Source organism: Clostridium sp. OM02-18AC, from assembly GCF_003481825.1.
Classification (GTDB): Bacteria; Bacillota; Clostridia; order Lachnospirales; family Lachnospiraceae; genus Brotaphodocola.
Genome location: NZ_QULW01000001.1, coordinates 228,352 through 244,252, shown reverse-complemented (window position 1 = coordinate 244,252; position 15,901 = coordinate 228,352). Strand labels below are relative to the sequence as shown.

25 protein-coding genes are annotated in these 15,901 nt (G+C 45.7%); 5 read left to right on the top strand and 20 right to left on the bottom strand.

All coding sequences use genetic code 11. The annotated features are described in order from the left end of the window. Positions 1-204: 204 nt before the first annotated feature. From DXB18_RS16660 to DXB18_RS01135, 14 genes are all read right to left on the bottom strand, one after another. The gene (locus DXB18_RS16660) at positions 205-330 is read right to left on the bottom strand and encodes a hypothetical protein (RefSeq protein ID WP_279220808.1); all 126 of its coding nucleotides are present in this window, start codon (positions 328-330) and stop codon (positions 205-207) included. After that, complete coding sequence (locus tag DXB18_RS01195) at positions 330-545, bottom strand: hypothetical protein (protein ID WP_118705516.1); 216 nt, start codon at positions 543-545, stop codon at positions 330-332. Before DXB18_RS01195 ends, DXB18_RS16660 begins: the two co-directional genes overlap by 1 nt. Then, positions 542-1,924: a DEAD/DEAH box helicase gene (locus DXB18_RS01190; RefSeq protein WP_118705514.1), complete on the bottom strand. Its 1,383-nt coding sequence runs from the start codon at positions 1,922-1,924 to the stop codon at positions 542-544. The genes DXB18_RS01195 and DXB18_RS01190 overlap by 4 nt, the downstream gene beginning before the upstream one ends. Beyond that, a complete protein-coding gene (locus tag DXB18_RS01185; protein WP_243103063.1) occupies positions 1,902-2,354 on the bottom strand; it encodes a hypothetical protein in 453 nt (150 codons plus the stop codon). The genes DXB18_RS01190 and DXB18_RS01185 overlap by 23 nt, the downstream gene beginning before the upstream one ends. Before the next feature lie 301 nt (positions 2,355-2,655). After that, complete coding sequence (locus tag DXB18_RS01180) at positions 2,656-4,503, bottom strand: DUF927 domain-containing protein (RefSeq protein WP_243103060.1); 1,848 nt, start codon at positions 4,501-4,503, stop codon at positions 2,656-2,658. After that, on the bottom strand, positions 4,484-5,095 hold the full coding sequence (locus DXB18_RS01175) for a CHC2 zinc finger domain-containing protein (RefSeq protein ID WP_243103054.1): 612 nt from the start codon (positions 5,093-5,095) through the stop codon (positions 4,484-4,486). The genes DXB18_RS01180 and DXB18_RS01175 overlap by 20 nt, the downstream gene beginning before the upstream one ends. Then, complete coding sequence (locus DXB18_RS01170; protein WP_118705512.1) at positions 5,073-5,687, bottom strand: hypothetical protein; 615 nt, start codon at positions 5,685-5,687, stop codon at positions 5,073-5,075. Before DXB18_RS01170 ends, DXB18_RS01175 begins: the two co-directional genes overlap by 23 nt. Further along, positions 5,684-6,343 carry an AAA family ATPase gene (locus tag DXB18_RS01165; protein WP_182430424.1) on the bottom strand — a complete coding sequence of 220 codons (660 nt, stop codon included), beginning with the start codon at positions 6,341-6,343 and terminating at the stop codon, positions 5,684-5,686. The genes DXB18_RS01170 and DXB18_RS01165 overlap by 4 nt, the downstream gene beginning before the upstream one ends. A gap of 10 nt (positions 6,344-6,353) precedes the next feature. Next, the gene (locus tag DXB18_RS01160) at positions 6,354-7,010 is read right to left on the bottom strand and encodes a hypothetical protein (RefSeq protein ID WP_118705509.1); all 657 of its coding nucleotides are present in this window, start codon (positions 7,008-7,010) and stop codon (positions 6,354-6,356) included. Beyond that, positions 6,991-7,191: a hypothetical protein gene (locus DXB18_RS01155; RefSeq protein ID WP_118705507.1), complete on the bottom strand. Its 201-nt coding sequence runs from the start codon at positions 7,189-7,191 to the stop codon at positions 6,991-6,993. Before DXB18_RS01155 ends, DXB18_RS01160 begins: the two co-directional genes overlap by 20 nt. Then, on the bottom strand, positions 7,191-7,685 hold the full coding sequence (locus DXB18_RS01150) for a siphovirus Gp157 family protein (RefSeq protein WP_118705505.1): 495 nt from the start codon (positions 7,683-7,685) through the stop codon (positions 7,191-7,193). Before DXB18_RS01150 ends, DXB18_RS01155 begins: the two co-directional genes overlap by 1 nt. A gap of 49 nt (positions 7,686-7,734) precedes the next feature. Continuing rightward, the gene (locus tag DXB18_RS01145) at positions 7,735-7,917 is read right to left on the bottom strand and encodes a hypothetical protein (protein WP_118705503.1); all 183 of its coding nucleotides are present in this window, start codon (positions 7,915-7,917) and stop codon (positions 7,735-7,737) included. 15 nt (positions 7,918-7,932) lie between these two features. Continuing rightward, positions 7,933-8,154, bottom strand: a complete 222-nt coding sequence (locus DXB18_RS01140) for a hypothetical protein (protein WP_118705501.1) — start codon at positions 8,152-8,154, stop codon at positions 7,933-7,935. Beyond that, entirely contained in the window at positions 8,141-8,356 is a 216-nt protein-coding gene (locus DXB18_RS01135; protein WP_118705499.1) for a helix-turn-helix domain-containing protein, read from the bottom strand. Before DXB18_RS01135 ends, DXB18_RS01140 begins: the two co-directional genes overlap by 14 nt. Positions 8,357-8,436: 80 nt before the next feature. Here DXB18_RS01135 and DXB18_RS01130 point away from each other — a divergent pair, with 80 nt between their 5' ends. Continuing rightward, positions 8,437-9,033, top strand: a complete 597-nt coding sequence (locus tag DXB18_RS01130) for a hypothetical protein (protein ID WP_118705497.1) — start codon at positions 8,437-8,439, stop codon at positions 9,031-9,033. Here the strand turns inward: DXB18_RS01130 and DXB18_RS01125 are convergent. The 4 genes from DXB18_RS01125 to DXB18_RS01110 are packed head-to-tail and all read right to left on the bottom strand — an operon-like array spanning position 9,028 to position 10,859. After that, a complete protein-coding gene (locus DXB18_RS01125; RefSeq protein ID WP_118705495.1) occupies positions 9,028-9,216 on the bottom strand; it encodes a hypothetical protein in 189 nt (62 codons plus the stop codon). The two genes, DXB18_RS01130 and DXB18_RS01125, sit on opposite strands and share 6 nt — an antisense overlap. Before the next feature lie 53 nt (positions 9,217-9,269). Further along, entirely contained in the window at positions 9,270-10,034 is a 765-nt protein-coding gene (locus DXB18_RS01120; RefSeq protein ID WP_147355203.1) for a phage regulatory protein/antirepressor Ant, read from the bottom strand. Then, on the bottom strand, positions 10,022-10,615 hold the full coding sequence (locus DXB18_RS01115) for a PD-(D/E)XK nuclease family protein (protein WP_118705491.1): 594 nt from the start codon (positions 10,613-10,615) through the stop codon (positions 10,022-10,024). Before DXB18_RS01115 ends, DXB18_RS01120 begins: the two co-directional genes overlap by 13 nt. Positions 10,616-10,628: 13 nt before the next feature. Then, positions 10,629-10,859, bottom strand: coding sequence for a hypothetical protein (locus tag DXB18_RS01110; RefSeq protein ID WP_118705489.1), 231 nt, complete (start codon positions 10,857-10,859; stop codon positions 10,629-10,631). Between the two features lie 160 nt (positions 10,860-11,019). Between DXB18_RS01110 and DXB18_RS01105 the strand changes: the two genes are divergently transcribed. The 4 genes from DXB18_RS01105 to DXB18_RS01090 all read left to right on the top strand — a co-directional run bounded on the left by DXB18_RS01105 (position 11,020) and on the right by DXB18_RS01090 (position 14,005). Beyond that, positions 11,020-11,526, top strand: a complete 507-nt coding sequence (locus tag DXB18_RS01105; protein WP_118705487.1) for a helix-turn-helix transcriptional regulator — start codon at positions 11,020-11,022, stop codon at positions 11,524-11,526. A 13-nt stretch (positions 11,527-11,539) separates the two neighbouring features. Beyond that, positions 11,540-11,998 carry a hypothetical protein gene (locus DXB18_RS01100; RefSeq protein ID WP_118705485.1) on the top strand — a complete coding sequence of 153 codons (459 nt, stop codon included), beginning with the start codon at positions 11,540-11,542 and terminating at the stop codon, positions 11,996-11,998. Positions 11,999-12,025: 27 nt separating this feature from the next. Next, a complete protein-coding gene (locus DXB18_RS01095) occupies positions 12,026-12,535 on the top strand; it encodes a hypothetical protein (protein WP_118705483.1) in 510 nt (169 codons plus the stop codon). 198 nt (positions 12,536-12,733) lie between these two features. Further along, on the top strand, positions 12,734-14,005 hold the full coding sequence (locus DXB18_RS01090; protein ID WP_118705481.1) for a site-specific integrase: 1,272 nt from the start codon (positions 12,734-12,736) through the stop codon (positions 14,003-14,005). A gap of 73 nt (positions 14,006-14,078) precedes the next feature. Here DXB18_RS01090 and rlmD read toward each other — a convergent pair whose 3' ends face one another. Together rlmD and DXB18_RS01080 are read right to left on the bottom strand one after the other, a co-directional pair. Then, on the bottom strand, positions 14,079-15,482 hold the full coding sequence (gene rlmD, locus DXB18_RS01085) for a 23S rRNA (uracil(1939)-C(5))-methyltransferase RlmD (RefSeq protein ID WP_118705479.1): 1,404 nt from the start codon (positions 15,480-15,482) through the stop codon (positions 14,079-14,081). A gap of 130 nt (positions 15,483-15,612) precedes the next feature. After that, entirely contained in the window at positions 15,613-15,900 is a 288-nt protein-coding gene (locus DXB18_RS01080; protein ID WP_118543963.1) for a DUF4366 domain-containing protein, read from the bottom strand. Between the last annotated feature and the right edge of the window lies 1 nt (position 15,901).

Sequence of the window (15,901 nt, the reverse complement as noted above, 5' to 3'; positions counted from 1 at the left end):
TCTCCTCAAATCAACTCAATTTACACAATTTTTCTAAATCGCATTCTATAGTGTTTCTCCCAATCGCCTGCTAAGCTGCAACTTGCCGGTGCTTCATAAATGCACTCACCGCATTCTGGCTGTTGCGACGTCGCAACACCCTCCGGCCCCTGCCCTTCTCCAAACTCCTCTATCATCTTGCGGGTCTCTGCCGCTACCATTGCATCATAATCGGTATCCCACAGGCAACGCACTCCCCTCTGCCAGCCGCTGCACCAACTCATCTTTTTTATTCGGAGACCAGTATCCGCTTTTGATTCCATTTGCTCTTTTATGCGTTAATCTTTCCACTATTTCTTTTCCTCCTCCAACAAGCTAAACGCTGCCAGCATCATCCTGCCGCAAACCGTTGCGCCTTTATATTTTCTCATGATCTCACCAAAGTCTTTCGTGGCGTCTTCCCAGAATCCAGGCTCTAAAGGCCGCCCATGATACTTTAGATAAAAGTTGTAGGAATCACACCAGACGCCTTTCGCCAGCACCGCCTGTTCCTCGCTTCTTGTCATAAAATACAACCCGCCTTTCTGTAATGAGTCTTTCGCCGCTTGAACTGATTTTCGCAGAACTGGATGGCATCCACATAGTCATAGCACACAGCATCTGTCTTTCCCTCTGCCTTCCTCGCTATCCGTCCAATCGACTGCGTAACCACTGCATAATCTTTCTGCGGTGATACCAAGAGCAACCGATCCAGACGCGGAATGTCCAGTCCTTCTTTTGCAGAACCAAATGAAGCAAACAAGATTTTTTTCTCTCCGGTCCGCATTTCTTCAATGGCTGCCTCTCGCTCTGCTTTGGCACGCTTACTGGTCATGCTTCCATCTATCATGGTTGACACCGCCTTCAATTCTTCCGGCAGCAGATTCTGAATATTACGTAACTGCTTTAAGCGGCTTGCTAAAACGAGGCAAGAATGCCCAGCCTGAATCACCAAATCTTTTGCAATCAGCTCATTTCTTTCCCGGTTTTCTCCCAGGTAAACAAGAAGCTCGTTATACTTCAGCGTTCCGTCGGTATCCAAACATTCACGACCAATTTCTATTCCAGTATCTCTCCTACAGATCCGCACCTTCATGGTCTTGTCTGCCACGGCTTCATCCGGTACTTTGTAAATGACCGGTCCCAGCACCGCAAATGTGCTTTTTATCATGCCGTCCGACCGGTGCACCGTCGCAGACAAGCCGTATTTATATCTTGCCGCCAGACTATTCATAACTTTGTAAAACATAGTTACCTGCGTAGGTGATCCAGCCAGTCGGTGGCATTCATCGACTATGATCACATCCCATGTATTCCGGTATCGCTCCAGATCCAGTTTGCAAAGAGTCTGAATTGTTGCAAACGTCATGTGACTGCCGATTTGCACTTTTCCGGCGGTAATCGCTCCAAGCGTCTCCGCTGGAAAATACTGTTCCGCCCTGGCTCTGGATTGCACCAAGAGATCTTGTGTGTGAGTGATCCACAAAACCTTACGGCCCAATGTTGCCGCCAACGCAATCCCCATCTGTGTCTTACCGGATCCACACGGGCTTTGTAAAATCCCACAGCTGACATGCCTCATCGCCTCCACAGCCTCTTCTTGATAGTCATACAAGGGAATGTTGCCTTGATAGTCTAAAATCCCGTTATCAGCTAAATTAACGCTTATCCTGTCGGCTGGCGTAAGGAACTGCCTTACCTGTTTTCCAACTCCCGTCGGAAGAATCAGATCAGAACCATCAATCCGATACAGACATAAGTATTTCGGGGTTTTTCCTATCCAGAGCCCTCTTAATTCCCGCTTGCGGTACTGCGGATTCGAAACAATCATATTTTCCCTCGCCCAGGCTCTCAGTTCCTTGGATGCGTCCTTGATGCGGATCTCAGGCCCAATCTCCACAACCATTGTTATCACCTGCCCTTGTTACGTTCAATTCGTCCAGCCAGCTCTCCAGCGTCCTGCCATATGTAGGCATTGCGCTTTTCGGAATAGTTTTCCTACCTTTGTTCTTCAAATGCTTCAACACCTGGAAATCTACCAGATAAACCTGTGCTCCCTGGAAGCTCACCGCAAACATCCCGCGGCTGTTTCCTGTCATGTGGAAAAGCAGCATTGCATTGTACTGGTTCTCCTCCATTCTTCTCAGCTCAAACACATCTTTCTGGCAGTCCTTGCAATCAACCAGGTACGTTTCCCCGTTTCTTGCAGCAACCACATCACACGGCTGACCATTTTTATTATCCTGGAAGCGGTGCACCCAGAAACCTTCTGCTGCCAGCCGGTCGGCAAATTCTTTTTCGAATTTCGTACCGGCTGCTTTATTACTGATTTTCATTGTCTTTCTCCTCTTTTCTGCCACAGTCTAACCATTTTTCCGTTTTGTCTAACCGAAAGTCTAACCCAAAATTGCCCGCAAACCCTTGATTTCCTTAATGGTCTAACCGTCTAACCTAAAATCCGGTATAATAAGTCTATATATTTATAGTAAGAGAGAAAATAGCTCTCTTCTTCCTCGCGTCACGAGACTATATATACGGTTAGACTGGTTAGACGGTTAGACTGTATATAAAAAAGCCAGGTTTTATGCGGGTTTTAGGGTCTAACCTAGGTCTAACCTTTCCAAATGTGGTTAGACCCTAAACGAACGGCAAACTCTCCTGCTCATACGTTTCTACTGCCATAAATCCGTCCTTATCCGTTGCATCATCATCCTCCGGAAGGTTGAACTTGATGTAACTGGATTTGATTCCATAGACCTTTGTGCTATGAATGAATTTTCCCTGCGAATTCCGCACCAGATATCCCTTTTCTGCCCATTTCCGATTCACTGCCGTATAGTCAAAGCCATTCTGATCCAGAAAATTTAAGAGCACATCCCTGTTTATAATCAAGACACCTGCATCAATCTTTCCCCAGACTTCGCCCTTATTCAAAGAGTTTTCTGCTTTCGGATCCTCAAACCGGATTTGATACTTTGCCGCCCAGTTCATTACCTGCTGGTAAGCCCGCTCCGCAATGTCTATGTCATGTGCACTTTGAAGATACTGTTTCACCTGTCCAATCTGTAACGCCTGCTCGCCCGCAAAAAACAATTTCACAGCAATTTCGTCCGCCAGCAAAATGCAAGCCATTGCCATAGCCTGCTTGTCCGTGGTATCCAGCTTGCAAAGCTCGTCAAAAATCTCCCGGTACCGGTCCATGAGTTTACTCGTTTCCGTTTCCTGTATGTACTCCACAAACTTCCTCCCGGCAAACCCATAGTTTTCCTGCACCATACTGCTCACATAATGACCATCCGCCACCAGCGGACCATCAATCGCAATTTCAATGACACGGTTCTTGGAACCGCCACCCGAATTCACCTTTGTGATCGGCTCCTCACCTGTGAAGATAAAGCTGTTCTTCCAGGTCTTTGTATCTTCCACACCGCCGTATGCCTTCGCACGGCCACGGTCCACACCCTCTGTGATCTGGTAGATCAGCTGGTCGAAATTTCCCTGCCATTTATCTTTTATGGTCTGCAGCTCGTCACCAGAAAACGGAATGCTGCAGAGAAACGCTGCGTTTCGCATAATGGCATTCTTTGTCATGTTCATGGTCTTGACCAGACCGCCCATCCTTGGATTGCCCCAAATGGACATGGCCACCATCAACGCCACTGTTTTTCCTGTGCCGGTCGTGCCCCACAGATGCAGCACAAACGGAAGCACTTTAAGCGGCTCCAGAAGCACGGAAGCAAAGCTTGCAGCCATCATCATACGCAATGGCAGATTCTTCCGCAGGTCGCTGCAAAGAGCCTTCCAGGACTCGAAATCGCCCTTCTCGGACACATTTTTGAAGATTGCTTCGTAATCCATCCCGCCCTCGTAGCGGATATCCTTTTCATATGGAGTAAACGCTGCACCGACCCATCCAAGGCGGTTGATAGACTTCTTTGGCTCCAGTGCCACCGGATTATACCCCACGCAGTCACTGATATAGCGCACCAGACTCTTTGCATTGTCCGATGTTACTTCGATGCCGTACTGCGACAATACATCCACGATCTTATTGGTATTGGCACAAACAGACCGGTCAACTGTGATTCGCTGCCAGGACGCAGATTTAAAATAAGCCAACGTGATACGTTCTTCTGATGTATCCACGTTCTTCAGGATCTCAACCGGCATGATCGGATGGCTGCAGGCAACAACCGGGACCTGCTGCATGTTTTTGTCATACCGGACTGTTTTCACACCCATATCGTTTGCAGTCCACTCTGCGCAGTTAAGCTCCAGCGGCTGATCGGTAAAAGCCGTCTTCTTCCCGGTCTGGCGCATACGCTGGATATAATCAAGCTGGAACTGTTTTAACAGGTTGTTAAACTCCAAGGCACGTTTTATGGTCTTTGCTGCGTTCCGCAGCGCCTCAATGTATTTCTGGCGCTCCACGTTGTCATCAATCTCAAAAATCCGGTAAAATACTTCATCTGGAAATGGATCCATCTTCTCCAATTTTGATATACCAGTCGCTAACTCTTCGTTCGACTTTTCCAATTTCACTCACCGCCTTTCTGTCTGCGTATAGTTGTTCCGGGCACCGATCCAGACAGTCAATCAGATACTCCACATAGGTAATATTGCTAAGTGCCTCACAGAAATGCTCGCTGCGCTCTCTGATTGCCTCACAGAGCAGCCCGCGATACACAACCAGCCATTTCCTTGCATAAGACACAAAATCGCGTAATTCGCGTTTTAAACGGTTTCGTTTATCTGCTTCGCGCTTCTCCCGGTACGTCACCGGTTCCTGGATTGGGATCTGGAACGCTGTCGCAAGCTGCTTGGCCGCCTCATAATTTCCAATGCTAAAATAACCGGCTACAAACTTAACTTGATCACCGCCAGCGCCACAGGAAAAGCAGTAATAGCCTTTCCCATCCGGATATATCTTCATGGATGGGCGGGTATCGCGATGGAACGGACAAAGACATTTCCCGTTTAAAACATGCAGGCCGCAGTATTCTACGGCCTGCTGCATACTCACTGCATCTTTTACTTTGCTATAAAGCTCCGGATCACATGAATGGGATTCCTTCATCGCCTGCTCCCTCCGGAATATCTACAAAGCCATCCCCTACAGCAGATGGAGTGCCATGGTTAACCGGAGTTGTCTGGCCTACAGGCGGATCCTGTAAAACTTCATCCTCCGGCACCTCTGCCTCAGCCAGACCGGCCACGCTGCGGATCTGGAACAGTTCCGTTACAAATGGGCGGTTACCGTTGGCTGCCTCGTACTGACGGCGGCGGAAAATGCCACCAAACTCCTTTCCGACCATCTGCTTCTCGTTGTCGTTCACGTCCCACTGGAAGGTAAAATTATTGGAACGCTCAATGGATGTGATAATACCCTTAAACCAGGAAAGGCCCTTTCCTTCCATGTTCTGCTTGAAGACACCGCGCCATTTCGCTCCCATCGGGTTCTGCGCCTTATCACTTTCAAACATCTTCTTGTAGAAGTCCTTGTATTCGCCCTTCGCGATGTCATACAGCAAAACAAACTGCAAATTGCCATTCCTGGATTCCTGGGTGGTTACCTGCTTAATCACACACACATATTTTCCCTTCGGCAGCTGTTGGAACTCTCCTGTATAAGCTGCTGCCTCATCGTATCCTGTCGGTTTCTTAATCATGACTGCTTATCCTCCTTGGATTTATATTTCTCCCATCCGTAAAAATCGCGGATAGTATCATCAACCAGTTTCAGGTTGTTTTCAATTTCTGGTGCCTCGAACATATCCTCCGGGGTCTTTGTAATATCGGAACCATCTGTAACCGTGCGGAAGAAATGATTTCCATTCTCGCTCATGCACCGGATGCAGATCGTCACCATTCCCTCCAGGCAAACCTTTCGATCAAGCTGCTTGCCAATCGTTCTAAGTCTGGAAATGCCAAAATCGTCCGTGTCTTCGTGGAACATGATGTATACAATTTTGTCCGGATCCGTCACATCCGTCTTGATCCGCTTCACAAGTCCATACATTGCATCCGCGATATCGTCATACATTTCAAACGACGCGTTGCCCTTTTTATTGCGGTGCTGTGACATAAACAAATGCGTCATGATATAACCAGCATCATCAATCACATAAACCTTTTCCGGATTCTTATTGATAGTAGTAATGATCTGGTTGATATCATCACTCGCCCCGGTTTTACGGAAGCGCTTGCGGAATGGCAATTCCTTCCGCTCTGTATTCAACAGCACAATTTCATTTTCATCGAAAAACTTTAAACTCCGGCTCTTTCCGCTGCCGGATTTTCCATAGATCAGTACCGGTAATCCCATAGTGTCCTCCTTAATATGGCAGTGTTTCTTCTTCATCAGAATCGTCAATTTTCTTGTCTTTGCTCAGCCAGTCATCCTCGAAGAAATCCAGATCCTTCATGCGGTCAAAGACAGTTTCCCGTGTTTTTCCTTCAACCTGCACGCAGCAAACCCAGTACAGCATGGTCTCGCTCTTAAAATAAAGGATACTTCCCAATGGAGAGACGCTTGGTCTGCCCGGCATACGTTCGCCAGCAACTTCCAGCTCTGCAGGAGACAGCATGCCATCGGTCCACTCTCTTACTGCTGTCAGATAATCCTTGTCACTGTGGCGCTGGTAAACAGACAACTCGTGATAATTGTTTGTCAGTACCAGCGGGACGCTGCAGGCGAAGTCCTTTGCCTCTCTCCATTTTTCATACGGATTCAGGTAATCCACACGGAGCTCTGCTTTTAACTGTTTGTCCTCGATATAATACTTATAGCAGCTGTCTTCTTCCGGCATGTCACCAATCAACTCCATGATGGCAGCCTTAAACTTATTGGTCGCATACAGCTTCTCAACGCACACGCCCAAGTAACCGGTATATACCAGATACTGATCATTTACATTTCCGACATACAATCCGCCCGCCGTCTTCAAAGCGGATTTCATCACTTTCTTAAACTCACTGATTTTCAGGAACATTTTCTCTTTCCTCCTCATATTTGCGCTTATAGGCATCGATTCCGCACCGGATGTAATCCAGAATAATATCCATTTCATCAAATGACAGGTGCCATGCACCCGTAGTCATGATCTTGACCGCTTTCGCAGCTACTTCCATGAGCAGCTGCATCCGGTACGGTCCAACTCCCGGCCGGTCCATCAGCGAATCCGCAGGCTTTCGCCACGCGGCTCCAGATGTGCCCAGTCGACCTGCTTCTCATCCAGCAGCTTGCGGATTGCCTCGTTGTTCGGCACTGGCGACTGCGGTACAAGGTACTTGCCTGGGATATCTTCCAGCAGACCATCAATCACCAACGGCTGCAAGCCACCATTTTTCTGGATATTGAAGCTAAACAGGGCCGTCTTGAACTTCGTCTTGCCTATCTCGCGCATATTGGCTTCCAGATTGCTCTTTAATGCCTGCTGACGGTTCTCCAGAGCCTTTCTTCTGGCTACCAGGCGGTTTTCCTCTGCTTTTAATGCCTCAATATCACCCTGCATACCCTTAATGATCTTGGCATAGCCGTCTGCCTTCTCCTCAATTTCTCCCCACAGGCCGTCCATTGTGTCCTGCAGGACCCGATTATCTACCTCCGGATCATAAACCAGATCCTGTAACGCTAAAAACTGCTCAGTCAACTCATAAAGTTTCATCTTGTTTTTCCTCCGCGCCTCGCTTATAATGAGGCTGTAAATTCATTTTTTATTTACTTGATTCCCTGGAAGTTGCCGCTTCCGGGGTTTCTTTTAATTCTGCTACCCGGATCTCCGACAATCCGTGCATAATGGCTTCCAGCCATAAATCATCCAGATTCCAGTCAACGCAAGTCGGTGCGTGCTTGTCGATCGCTTCCAGAATAATCTGTGCTTTTTCCAATTTGGTCATGTCCTCACCTCCCTCCTATGCCAATGCCAAAATAATAAACAACCAGAACATAAAACCGGTCGCGCCGCAGAACGCTGCAGCTACAACCATCACATCCACAGCCAGTTCTCCCAACCGGTCAGATAATGTCTCTTTCGGCGCCGGTTCTTCCGCCGGTTCTGCCACCGGATCACTCTGCACTGTCACATAGCTGAGCATCCGCGGGTGCTGGGACTCGATAAAGTTAAGCTTCGCCACTCTGATCACCTCCTTCCTCCGGCTCGTACGCCGGGTACTGCTCAATAAAGCGCTCCAGGTCACTGCCCCGGATCTTAATCAGTCCAAGGCGCAGAGCCACAAGCTGTTTTCCGTTAATCAGCCGGTATACCGCCTGCGGATTAACCCGCAGAAGTTTCGCAGCTTCTTTTACTGTGTACAATGGTTCGTATGCTCTTACCATCTTCTTACACCTCCCTCGTTGCTTTTCCTGCATATTCCGTGATACAATTTCTTTATCAAATTCATACTACGGAGGTTTTTATGTTTCTCACACAACTTGCATCCGCTTCCGACACTATGTTCACCGGCCTGCTTAGTTCACTCAGCCCGTCCGATATAATTCAGTTGCTCGGAATACTTTTGTCAACAATCATCAGCACAATCGCAGTCATAATATCTGTTGTCACCTTGCGTCAAAACCATCAAATGGTTGAAGAATCAACTCGTCCATACATAGTTGTTTACACCGCTGCAACCAACTTTCAATCTCCTATGTACTACCTGGTCATCAAAAATTTTGGTCAAACAGGGGCTCGCATTACCAGTTTTTCCTGCGATTTTGATTTAGCTAAGTGCTCCTACAGCCCAAAATACATTCCTTTTGAACACATCAAAGATACTTTCATTGCTCCAAATCAATCCTTCGTTTGTAATGTAAACCAACGCGAAATATTTGAAGATCCAAAACCAATCGCTATAAACATCTCCTACGAAGCTAATAACAAGACATATACCGATTCTTTTGTTCTCAATATCAAAGCAGATGCCGATTTAACTCATAGCCGAGCATCTACCAAAGATAAAGAGCTGAAAATCATCTCTTATACGCTCCAGGATATGGTGGAAAAGATGCTATAACACAATTCGCCCGCTCTGTAACCGGTCCTTACATCTACATAAAACAGTCTCGCAAACTTCATAGGTCTGGGCTTCCTCCGGAAGTTCAGACTTTATTGTTTGTAAAATCTCTTCGACAGTTTTCTCCAGTACCTCTTCGGAAACAGAAATGCCATTTCCAAAAGAAATCACTGTATTGAACATCTTCCTCACCTCCTACTCTGTTGCAAACAGGTAATCCACTGTACACGCTGAATTTAACACTCCATCAACGGCAGAACGTCATGCTGTTTCAACAGGTCATACAAGAATAACCGTCCTTTCTGTGTCCAGTAAGAATGTTCTTTTGAGTGCTGAACACCATCGGCGTCCGGATAGTTATGAGTCTTGGTCTTCAAATAGCCATTTCCCTGATACTTTGCATACAGCACCCAGACATCTCCCTGCTTGAACTGGATACCAAGGTCATGAAGAATAGCATTAAATTTCTTTGCTGACATTCCATAGTCCTTGGCAATCACAGTGGTTGCAATCAGGTCTTTGCACTGCAGAATCATGTCATAATAAGAAGCTTTTGGCTGCAGCTCCTCGATTACTTTCTGCTGATCCGCAACCTGTCCGCCAAGGAACTGGCAGCGATCCTTTAAGCTATTGATTGTCTGATCTGCCATGCGTAAGGCTCTGGCAAATACCTGCTCCGGCGTGTTCCATGCCTTTTCCAGTACATTAAATGCTTCTATATACTTCAACTTCCATTTCATTGCTTCTGAACCAGTGAATCCCATCGCTAGTAATGAAAAACCATCACGATTCATAAAATATACTTTTTGTTCTCTTCCATAAGAATCAGGCATTGTCGATTCAAAAAACATCTGCCCAAAATTCGGCACATCTTTTTCTAAGTTTCTTATGCTTTCTAATACATGACGATGTTGCTTATTGAATACGTCTGAAACATTTCTGCTGTCCGTAATCATTTGGTCATTCTCAAATCTTACACTTATTGAAACTAAATTATCCACTGCTCGACCGCCTCTCTTAATTCAGACAGCGTAAAATAGGAAATCCCTTTGATTTTCCGCTCGTCCTCAATTTCTTTTTCTGTTATTCCTATTAAAATAGGGTTCTCGAATTTAGAACCGTAGGCAATGAGTTGTGTATTAGGGTTTTTACTTCCTGTTTTCAATTCGATAATTACACTTCTCTCGCCACACAAAGCATAAATATCTATTCTCCCTATACTGCCAACTTGCTTTTCACATCCGACAAATGTATAATCAGGAAAAATCGAGTTGAAATTATTTACAATTTCTTCTTTCATTTTTTCCTCATTTGCCTTTCTAGCTTCTAAGCTCTTTACAGGCAAAACCATTTCTGTATCTATCGAATCTGCGAGATATACGACTGCTTCCGAACCGAATTTATAAGAGAATGTTTTTACAACCGTTCTTAATAATTTCAATTCTTCCATATCCATAGACACTTTCATTTTTGAGACTTCAACAAAGAAATCCTTGAAATCTCTGTGTCTATTCAACTGTCCATGCAGTTCTCTTGCCGACACCGTCTGAGTGTCGAAATTCACATTGATTAACTCATTCACTGGTATGTACCTCCTAAGATGATTTTAAATCATCTTTTTGTTTAAAAAAAAGAGATTCCTTTTCTTTTAAACTCTTGATTTCTAACAACTCACACAATGCAGCTACTTCGCTCGTCTTAAACTCCTGCTTGTTATTCAGTTTCAGCGCAAATCCATAGCTGGTTAATCCGAGATAATCCGCTACATATTTAAGCTTTAAACCTCTGGATTTAATCAACGCCTTTAAAGCATCTGAATCTGTCAATGTTCTCACTTCCTTTCGTTGGAGATGATTTTAAATCATCTGTTGTTATACTATCACTGCGTAGATTAAAAGTCAACTATTTTTTTTATTTCAATCAAAAAATATTGATTTTAAATCATTTTCGTGCTATATTCCAATTATAAATAAGGAGGTTTCCAATATGCCTGAAATAGGAAAACGAATACGTACACGGCGCGAAGAACTTGGGATGACTCAGGAAGAACTTGCATCTAAGCTAGGATACAAAAGCAAAACAACAATAGCTAAAATTGAGAACGGAATCAACGACATTGTTCAAAGCAAAGTAATTGAATTTGCACAAGTTCTTGAAACTACACCAGCTTATCTCATGGGCTGGACTCAATACGACGAAAGCTTCTCTGGAAAAGAAACTTCAGATAATAAGGTTATAAAACTGGCTCAAAATATTATCAAGTTTCACAGTGATCAAAAGCGCTTGATAGATAACTATGAACAGCTTTCTGATATCAATAAGAAAAAAGTGGTTGATTACTCCGATAATCTTCTAAAGATACAGCAGATGGAAGAAGAACAGCTGCACCTGATACCTGATGCCGCTCACGACCGCACCGACATTTCTGACTCCGACCGAACAGAAGCTTCTCGCAAGGAAGAAGACGATATAATGGATGATCCAAACTTTTAAGTGAGGTGATTGCGTGAGTTACGAAGATCTACTCAAAGAAGCTGATGCCGCCGGACTGATCGTAAAGGAAAAGCCTCTTCCGCTGAGTGACGGACGAATAAAGGGCCGTAAGATTGCTATTCGAAAGAATATCCCAACACTACGCAAAAAAGCGGATGTGCTAGCAGAAGAACTTGGGCACTACTACACCACTGTAGGCCGCATCATCGAGCAGGATTCCGTGTCTGATCGGAAGCAGGAACGCATCGCACGGTTATGGGCCTACGATAAGCGAATTGGATTGTTCGGAATAGTCGAGGGATATAAAGCACGCTGCAAAAATCGTCACGAACTGGCTGAGTATCTGGAAGTATCAGAAGAATTTTTAAAGGAAGCGCTGGAATGCTACCATGAAAAATACGGTTCTTATGTGAATTTTGGTGGCTACACCATTATGTTTGACCCAGCCTTGGTTGTTATAGAAAAATTTTAATAAAATCAAAAGAAAAGGAGAATTGATATGCGAAAAATTAAATTATTATCCTTCGTTTTTCTTGTTACCGCATCTATGTCCATCACGGCTTTTGCAGGTGAATGGACCGACGATAATCGCTGTTATTTAAAAGATAATGGTGCTTATGCCAGCAACGAATGGGTCAACATTGATGAAAAATGGTACTGGTTTAATGAAGGTAGCAATAGAAAAGGTTATTTGCCTTCATGGGCTGGGCGCGCAAATGACGGCTCGCCGTATAATGCAAATGGTGAATATATTGATATGAATACAGATGGGATGAAATACGCTACTGAAGATTTGTATAATCAATTGCAAGACGGTATGAGCTACGAGCAAGTTATTTCTATTCTCGGAAAAGAGCACGAAGTAAGTAACGCTGAACGTCGGCAAATCGGCAATCAAACCTATGATTATTTGCAAGTGAAGTGGTATGCTGAGGATCTTGATTCCAATATTCGAATTACATTTAAGAACGGATTACTTCACGCAAGACATGCGACCTGGAAGCATTAACCATTATAAAATGCAAAACCGCCCGGTGCTGGTAACACAGAACGGCTTTACATAGATTTCTCTTGCCGGATGCCCGGCCAGATATAATCGAGTCCAAACGAATTATATCATTTTCCTGGGCGTCCTGCAAGGGGTGCTATTTTTGTACCTAATTTTCTGTTGTGACATCGCAACAACCATACGAAAGGAGCATGATATATGGGACAGTTAAGAACAAGGAAGCGCGGATCAACCTGGCAATACAGCTTTGAGACCGCGCCAGTGAATGGAAAACGGAAATCAATCTCAAAGGGCGGATTCCGGACAAAGGCCGAAGCCCTGGCAGCTGGCACTATTGCAATGAGCGAATATAACTCATCCGGCCAGACCTTCGCGCCAGCGGAAGTCAGTGTTGCCGATTATCTGGATTATTGGTTTGAGAATTACTGTAAAATGAATCTGAAATACAACACGCAGCTTGGTTATCTCTACATTATGGAGAACCGGTTAAAGCCGCACTTCGGACAGTACCGGCTAAAATCACTGACCACTGCTGCCATACAGGAATATGTGAATCAGTTAAAGATTGACGGCCTGGCAAAATCTTCTGTCCTGGGAATCTTGCGGGTATTATCAGCCGCTTACGAGTATGCTATAGAACCGCTGCAGTATGTCAGGGAGAACCCCTGCGCCAGGATAAAACTGCCAAAATTTGAAAAACAGCCAAAACAGCGCTATGTGATCCGCCCGGAAGAGTTCAAAAAGATTCTGGAGCGCTTTCCGGAAGACAGCAATTTCTATCTGCCGCTCATGATTGGCTATTATACCGGCCTGCGTCTCAGCGAAGCCTTTGCACTGTGCTGGGATGATATCAACGTGGAAAGCCGCACCTTATCCGTAAAAAAGGCGGTCGTGAAACGGAATTATGGAGTGGATGTCCGAAAAGTGCTGGAACAGAAAGGGAAGAAAGAAGAAAAGTCTGCCTGGTACTTTGGAACACCGAAAACAGTCAATTCCATCCGTACCATCAAATTTGGAGATGCCCTCTATAAGGCATTGAAACATGCGCAGCTGACCCAGAAGAAGAACCGGCTGCTCTATGGTGAATATTATACCGATCATTATCTGAAGCCGGAGAAAGATGAAAAAGGAAATACCATATACCGGATTGTTCCGGTTGAGCGCGGTATCAGCTGCACGCTGCAGCGCGTGGATTTCCTGTGCGTCCGAGAGAACGGGGAATTCATCAGCCCGGACTCCTTTAAGTACTGTGCCAGAGTGATTCATCACGAGCTGAACATGGTCTTCGATTATCATTCTCTCCGGCACACGCATGCCACCCTCTTAATAGAAAATGGTGCTGACATCAAGGATGTCCAGACACGCCTAGGACACGCTGATATCAACACCACCTTGCAGGTCTACACCCATGCCACCGAAAAAATGGCAGAACGCAGCGTAGAAATCTTTGAAAAAGCTGCCAGTCTTTGACAACATCTCAAAAAAGCGTTGTCAAATCGTAGTCAAATGGTCTTTCGTAGTCGTCCAGAAAGCCCACAAATCCTTATTTTACGCGGGTCAGCAGCGCGATCGTCTCACAGTTTGCCGTGGACGGGAACATATCTACCGCACATGCTTTCTCCAGCTTGTAACCACGCTCCTGCAATACCACAAGATCCCTGGTCAGGCTGGTCGGCTTACAGGAAATGTAAACCATGCGGTCCACACCAAAATCGATGATCTGATCCAGTGCCTTCGGATGAATGCCATCACGCGGCGGATCCAGAATAATCAGATCCGGCTTATCTTTTAACGCTCCGATCACCTTCAAAACATCTCCGGCGATAAATTCGCAGTTTTTCAGTCCGTTCCCTGCCGCATTTTCTTTCGCAGCCTCTACGGCTTCCTCCACGATTTCCACACCCACAACCTTCGCAGCCACCGGGGCAATGATCTGGGCAATGGTTCCGGTTCCACTGTATAAGTCAAACACAACTTTATCCTTCGTCTCCCCGACATAGCTTCGTGCCGTCTCATAAAGCACCTCGGCTCCCAGGGAATTGGTCTGGAAGAAAGAAAACGGGGTAATACGGAACTTTAAGCCAAGAAGTTCCTCATAGAAGAAGTCCTGACCATAAAGAATCGTCGTCTCATCGCTCTGAACAACGTCAGCAAGGCTGTCGTTTTGGATATGCAGGATTCCGGCAAACGTTCCGGTAAGCTCAAGATTCTGCATGCAGGAAAGCCAGCCTGCCAGAAGTTCTTTCTCCTTCACCGGAGTTGTATGTTCTTCGATCACACCAAGCTTTTCGTTCTGCCCGGAAGTGACCAGGGCCACTAAAATCTCGCCGGTCTTCACGGCACGGCGCACCAGCAGATGACGCAGGTAGCCGGTGTGCTTCATCTTTTTGTGGTAACTGATATGGTGTTCCGTGAAATACTGCAGGGTTGCCGTTAAGATTTTGCAGAAATCCGCATGTACGATCTGGCACTCCGGCGTATTCACGATATCATAAAAGCTGCCGCGGCGGTGCATGCCGAGTGCCAGCGGACCGTCCTTGTACTCATCGCCAAAAGAGAATTCCATCTTGTTGCGGTATCCGTCAGAGAGCGGGCTTGCCTTGATTCCCTCGAATTCATAAGAATCACAGACTTCATCCAGAAGTGCTTTGATCTGACTTTCTTTGATCTTCAACTGTTCTTCGTAAGGAAGACTCTGATAGAGGCAGCCGCCGCAGATGCCAAAATGCGGACAGGGGCCCTCCCTTCGCTCCAAAGGCGACTTTTCTACTACTTCCAAAAGACGTGCCTCGCATTTTCCTTTTCTTTTTTTATTTACGACAAACCGTACTTTTTGTCCCGGGATGGCATTCTTCACGATGACCCGCTCCCCGTCCACATGTAAAATTCCCTTGTTCGGGAAGTCAATGGTCTCTACGACCGCTTCATACATATCGCCCTTTTTCACGTTTTTCTCCTATTCTTCTTTGATGCATGGCAGAGAAAAGGCGCATCCCGGTCTGCGAGACACGCCTGATTGGTTCTGCTAAGTAACAAGTTTCTTTCCTTCAAACCTTTGTGGATGACCAAAGCTATTCTTATTTTTCTTTGGTGTCGTCCTCGTCCTCGAAGAAATCATCATCGAAGTCGTCATCGAAATCATCCTCAAAGTCTTCCAGATAATCCGGGGTAAAGAAACGGTATACGCCATATGCGATTGCTGCAACAGCTGCTACCACTCCGATGATGGCAAGGATCCAGAGAATGCAGGTTTTCTTTTTCTCCTCTTCCTCTTTTCTGTGCAAGAACTCATTTAACTTGGTGGAATTCATGATTTCTTCCACACGTGCCATTGCGTCTTTGCTCATGTTATCAAAACGATTCATA

Excerpts from the sequence above, each read along its gene's own strand:
- DXB18_RS01195 (WP_118705516.1), bottom strand. The coding sequence starts at position 545 with ATGACAAGAAGCGAGGAACAGGCGGTGCTGGCGAAAGGCGTCTGGTGT.
- DXB18_RS01190 (WP_118705514.1), bottom strand. The coding sequence starts at position 1,924 with ATGGTTGTGGAGATTGGGCCTGAGATCCGCATCAAGGACGCATCCAAG.
- DXB18_RS01185 (WP_243103063.1), bottom strand. The coding sequence starts at position 2,354 with ATGAAAATCAGTAATAAAGCAGCCGGTACGAAATTCGAAAAAGAATTT.
- DXB18_RS01180 (WP_243103060.1), bottom strand. The coding sequence starts at position 4,503 with ATGGATCCATTTCCAGATGAAGTATTTTACCGGATTTTTGAGATTGAT.
- DXB18_RS01175 (WP_243103054.1), bottom strand. The coding sequence starts at position 5,095 with ATGAAGGAATCCCATTCATGTGATCCGGAGCTTTATAGCAAAGTAAAA.
- DXB18_RS01170 (WP_118705512.1), bottom strand. The coding sequence starts at position 5,687 with ATGATTAAGAAACCGACAGGATACGATGAGGCAGCAGCTTATACAGGA.
- DXB18_RS01165 (WP_182430424.1), bottom strand. The coding sequence starts at position 6,343 with ATGGGATTACCGGTACTGATCTATGGAAAATCCGGCAGCGGAAAGAGC.
- DXB18_RS01160 (WP_118705509.1), bottom strand. The coding sequence starts at position 7,010 with ATGTTCCTGAAAATCAGTGAGTTTAAGAAAGTGATGAAATCCGCTTTG.
- DXB18_RS01155 (WP_118705507.1), bottom strand. The coding sequence starts at position 7,191 with ATGGACCGGCCGGGAGTTGGACCGTACCGGATGCAGCTGCTCATGGAA.
- DXB18_RS01150 (WP_118705505.1), bottom strand. The coding sequence starts at position 7,685 with ATGAAACTTTATGAGTTGACTGAGCAGTTTTTAGCGTTACAGGATCTG.
- DXB18_RS01145 (WP_118705503.1), bottom strand. The coding sequence starts at position 7,917 with ATGACCAAATTGGAAAAAGCACAGATTATTCTGGAAGCGATCGACAAG.
- DXB18_RS01135 (WP_118705499.1), bottom strand. The coding sequence starts at position 8,356 with ATGGTAAGAGCATACGAACCATTGTACACAGTAAAAGAAGCTGCGAAA.
- DXB18_RS01130 (WP_118705497.1), top strand. The coding sequence starts at position 8,437 with ATGTTTCTCACACAACTTGCATCCGCTTCCGACACTATGTTCACCGGC.
- DXB18_RS01125 (WP_118705495.1), bottom strand. The coding sequence starts at position 9,216 with ATGTTCAATACAGTGATTTCTTTTGGAAATGGCATTTCTGTTTCCGAA.
- DXB18_RS01105 (WP_118705487.1), top strand. The coding sequence starts at position 11,020 with ATGCCTGAAATAGGAAAACGAATACGTACACGGCGCGAAGAACTTGGG.
- DXB18_RS01095 (WP_118705483.1), top strand. The coding sequence starts at position 12,026 with ATGCGAAAAATTAAATTATTATCCTTCGTTTTTCTTGTTACCGCATCT.
- DXB18_RS01090 (WP_118705481.1), top strand. The coding sequence starts at position 12,734 with ATGGGACAGTTAAGAACAAGGAAGCGCGGATCAACCTGGCAATACAGC.
- DXB18_RS01080 (WP_118543963.1), bottom strand. The coding sequence starts at position 15,900 with ATGAATCGTTTTGATAACATGAGCAAAGACGCAATGGCACGTGTGGAA.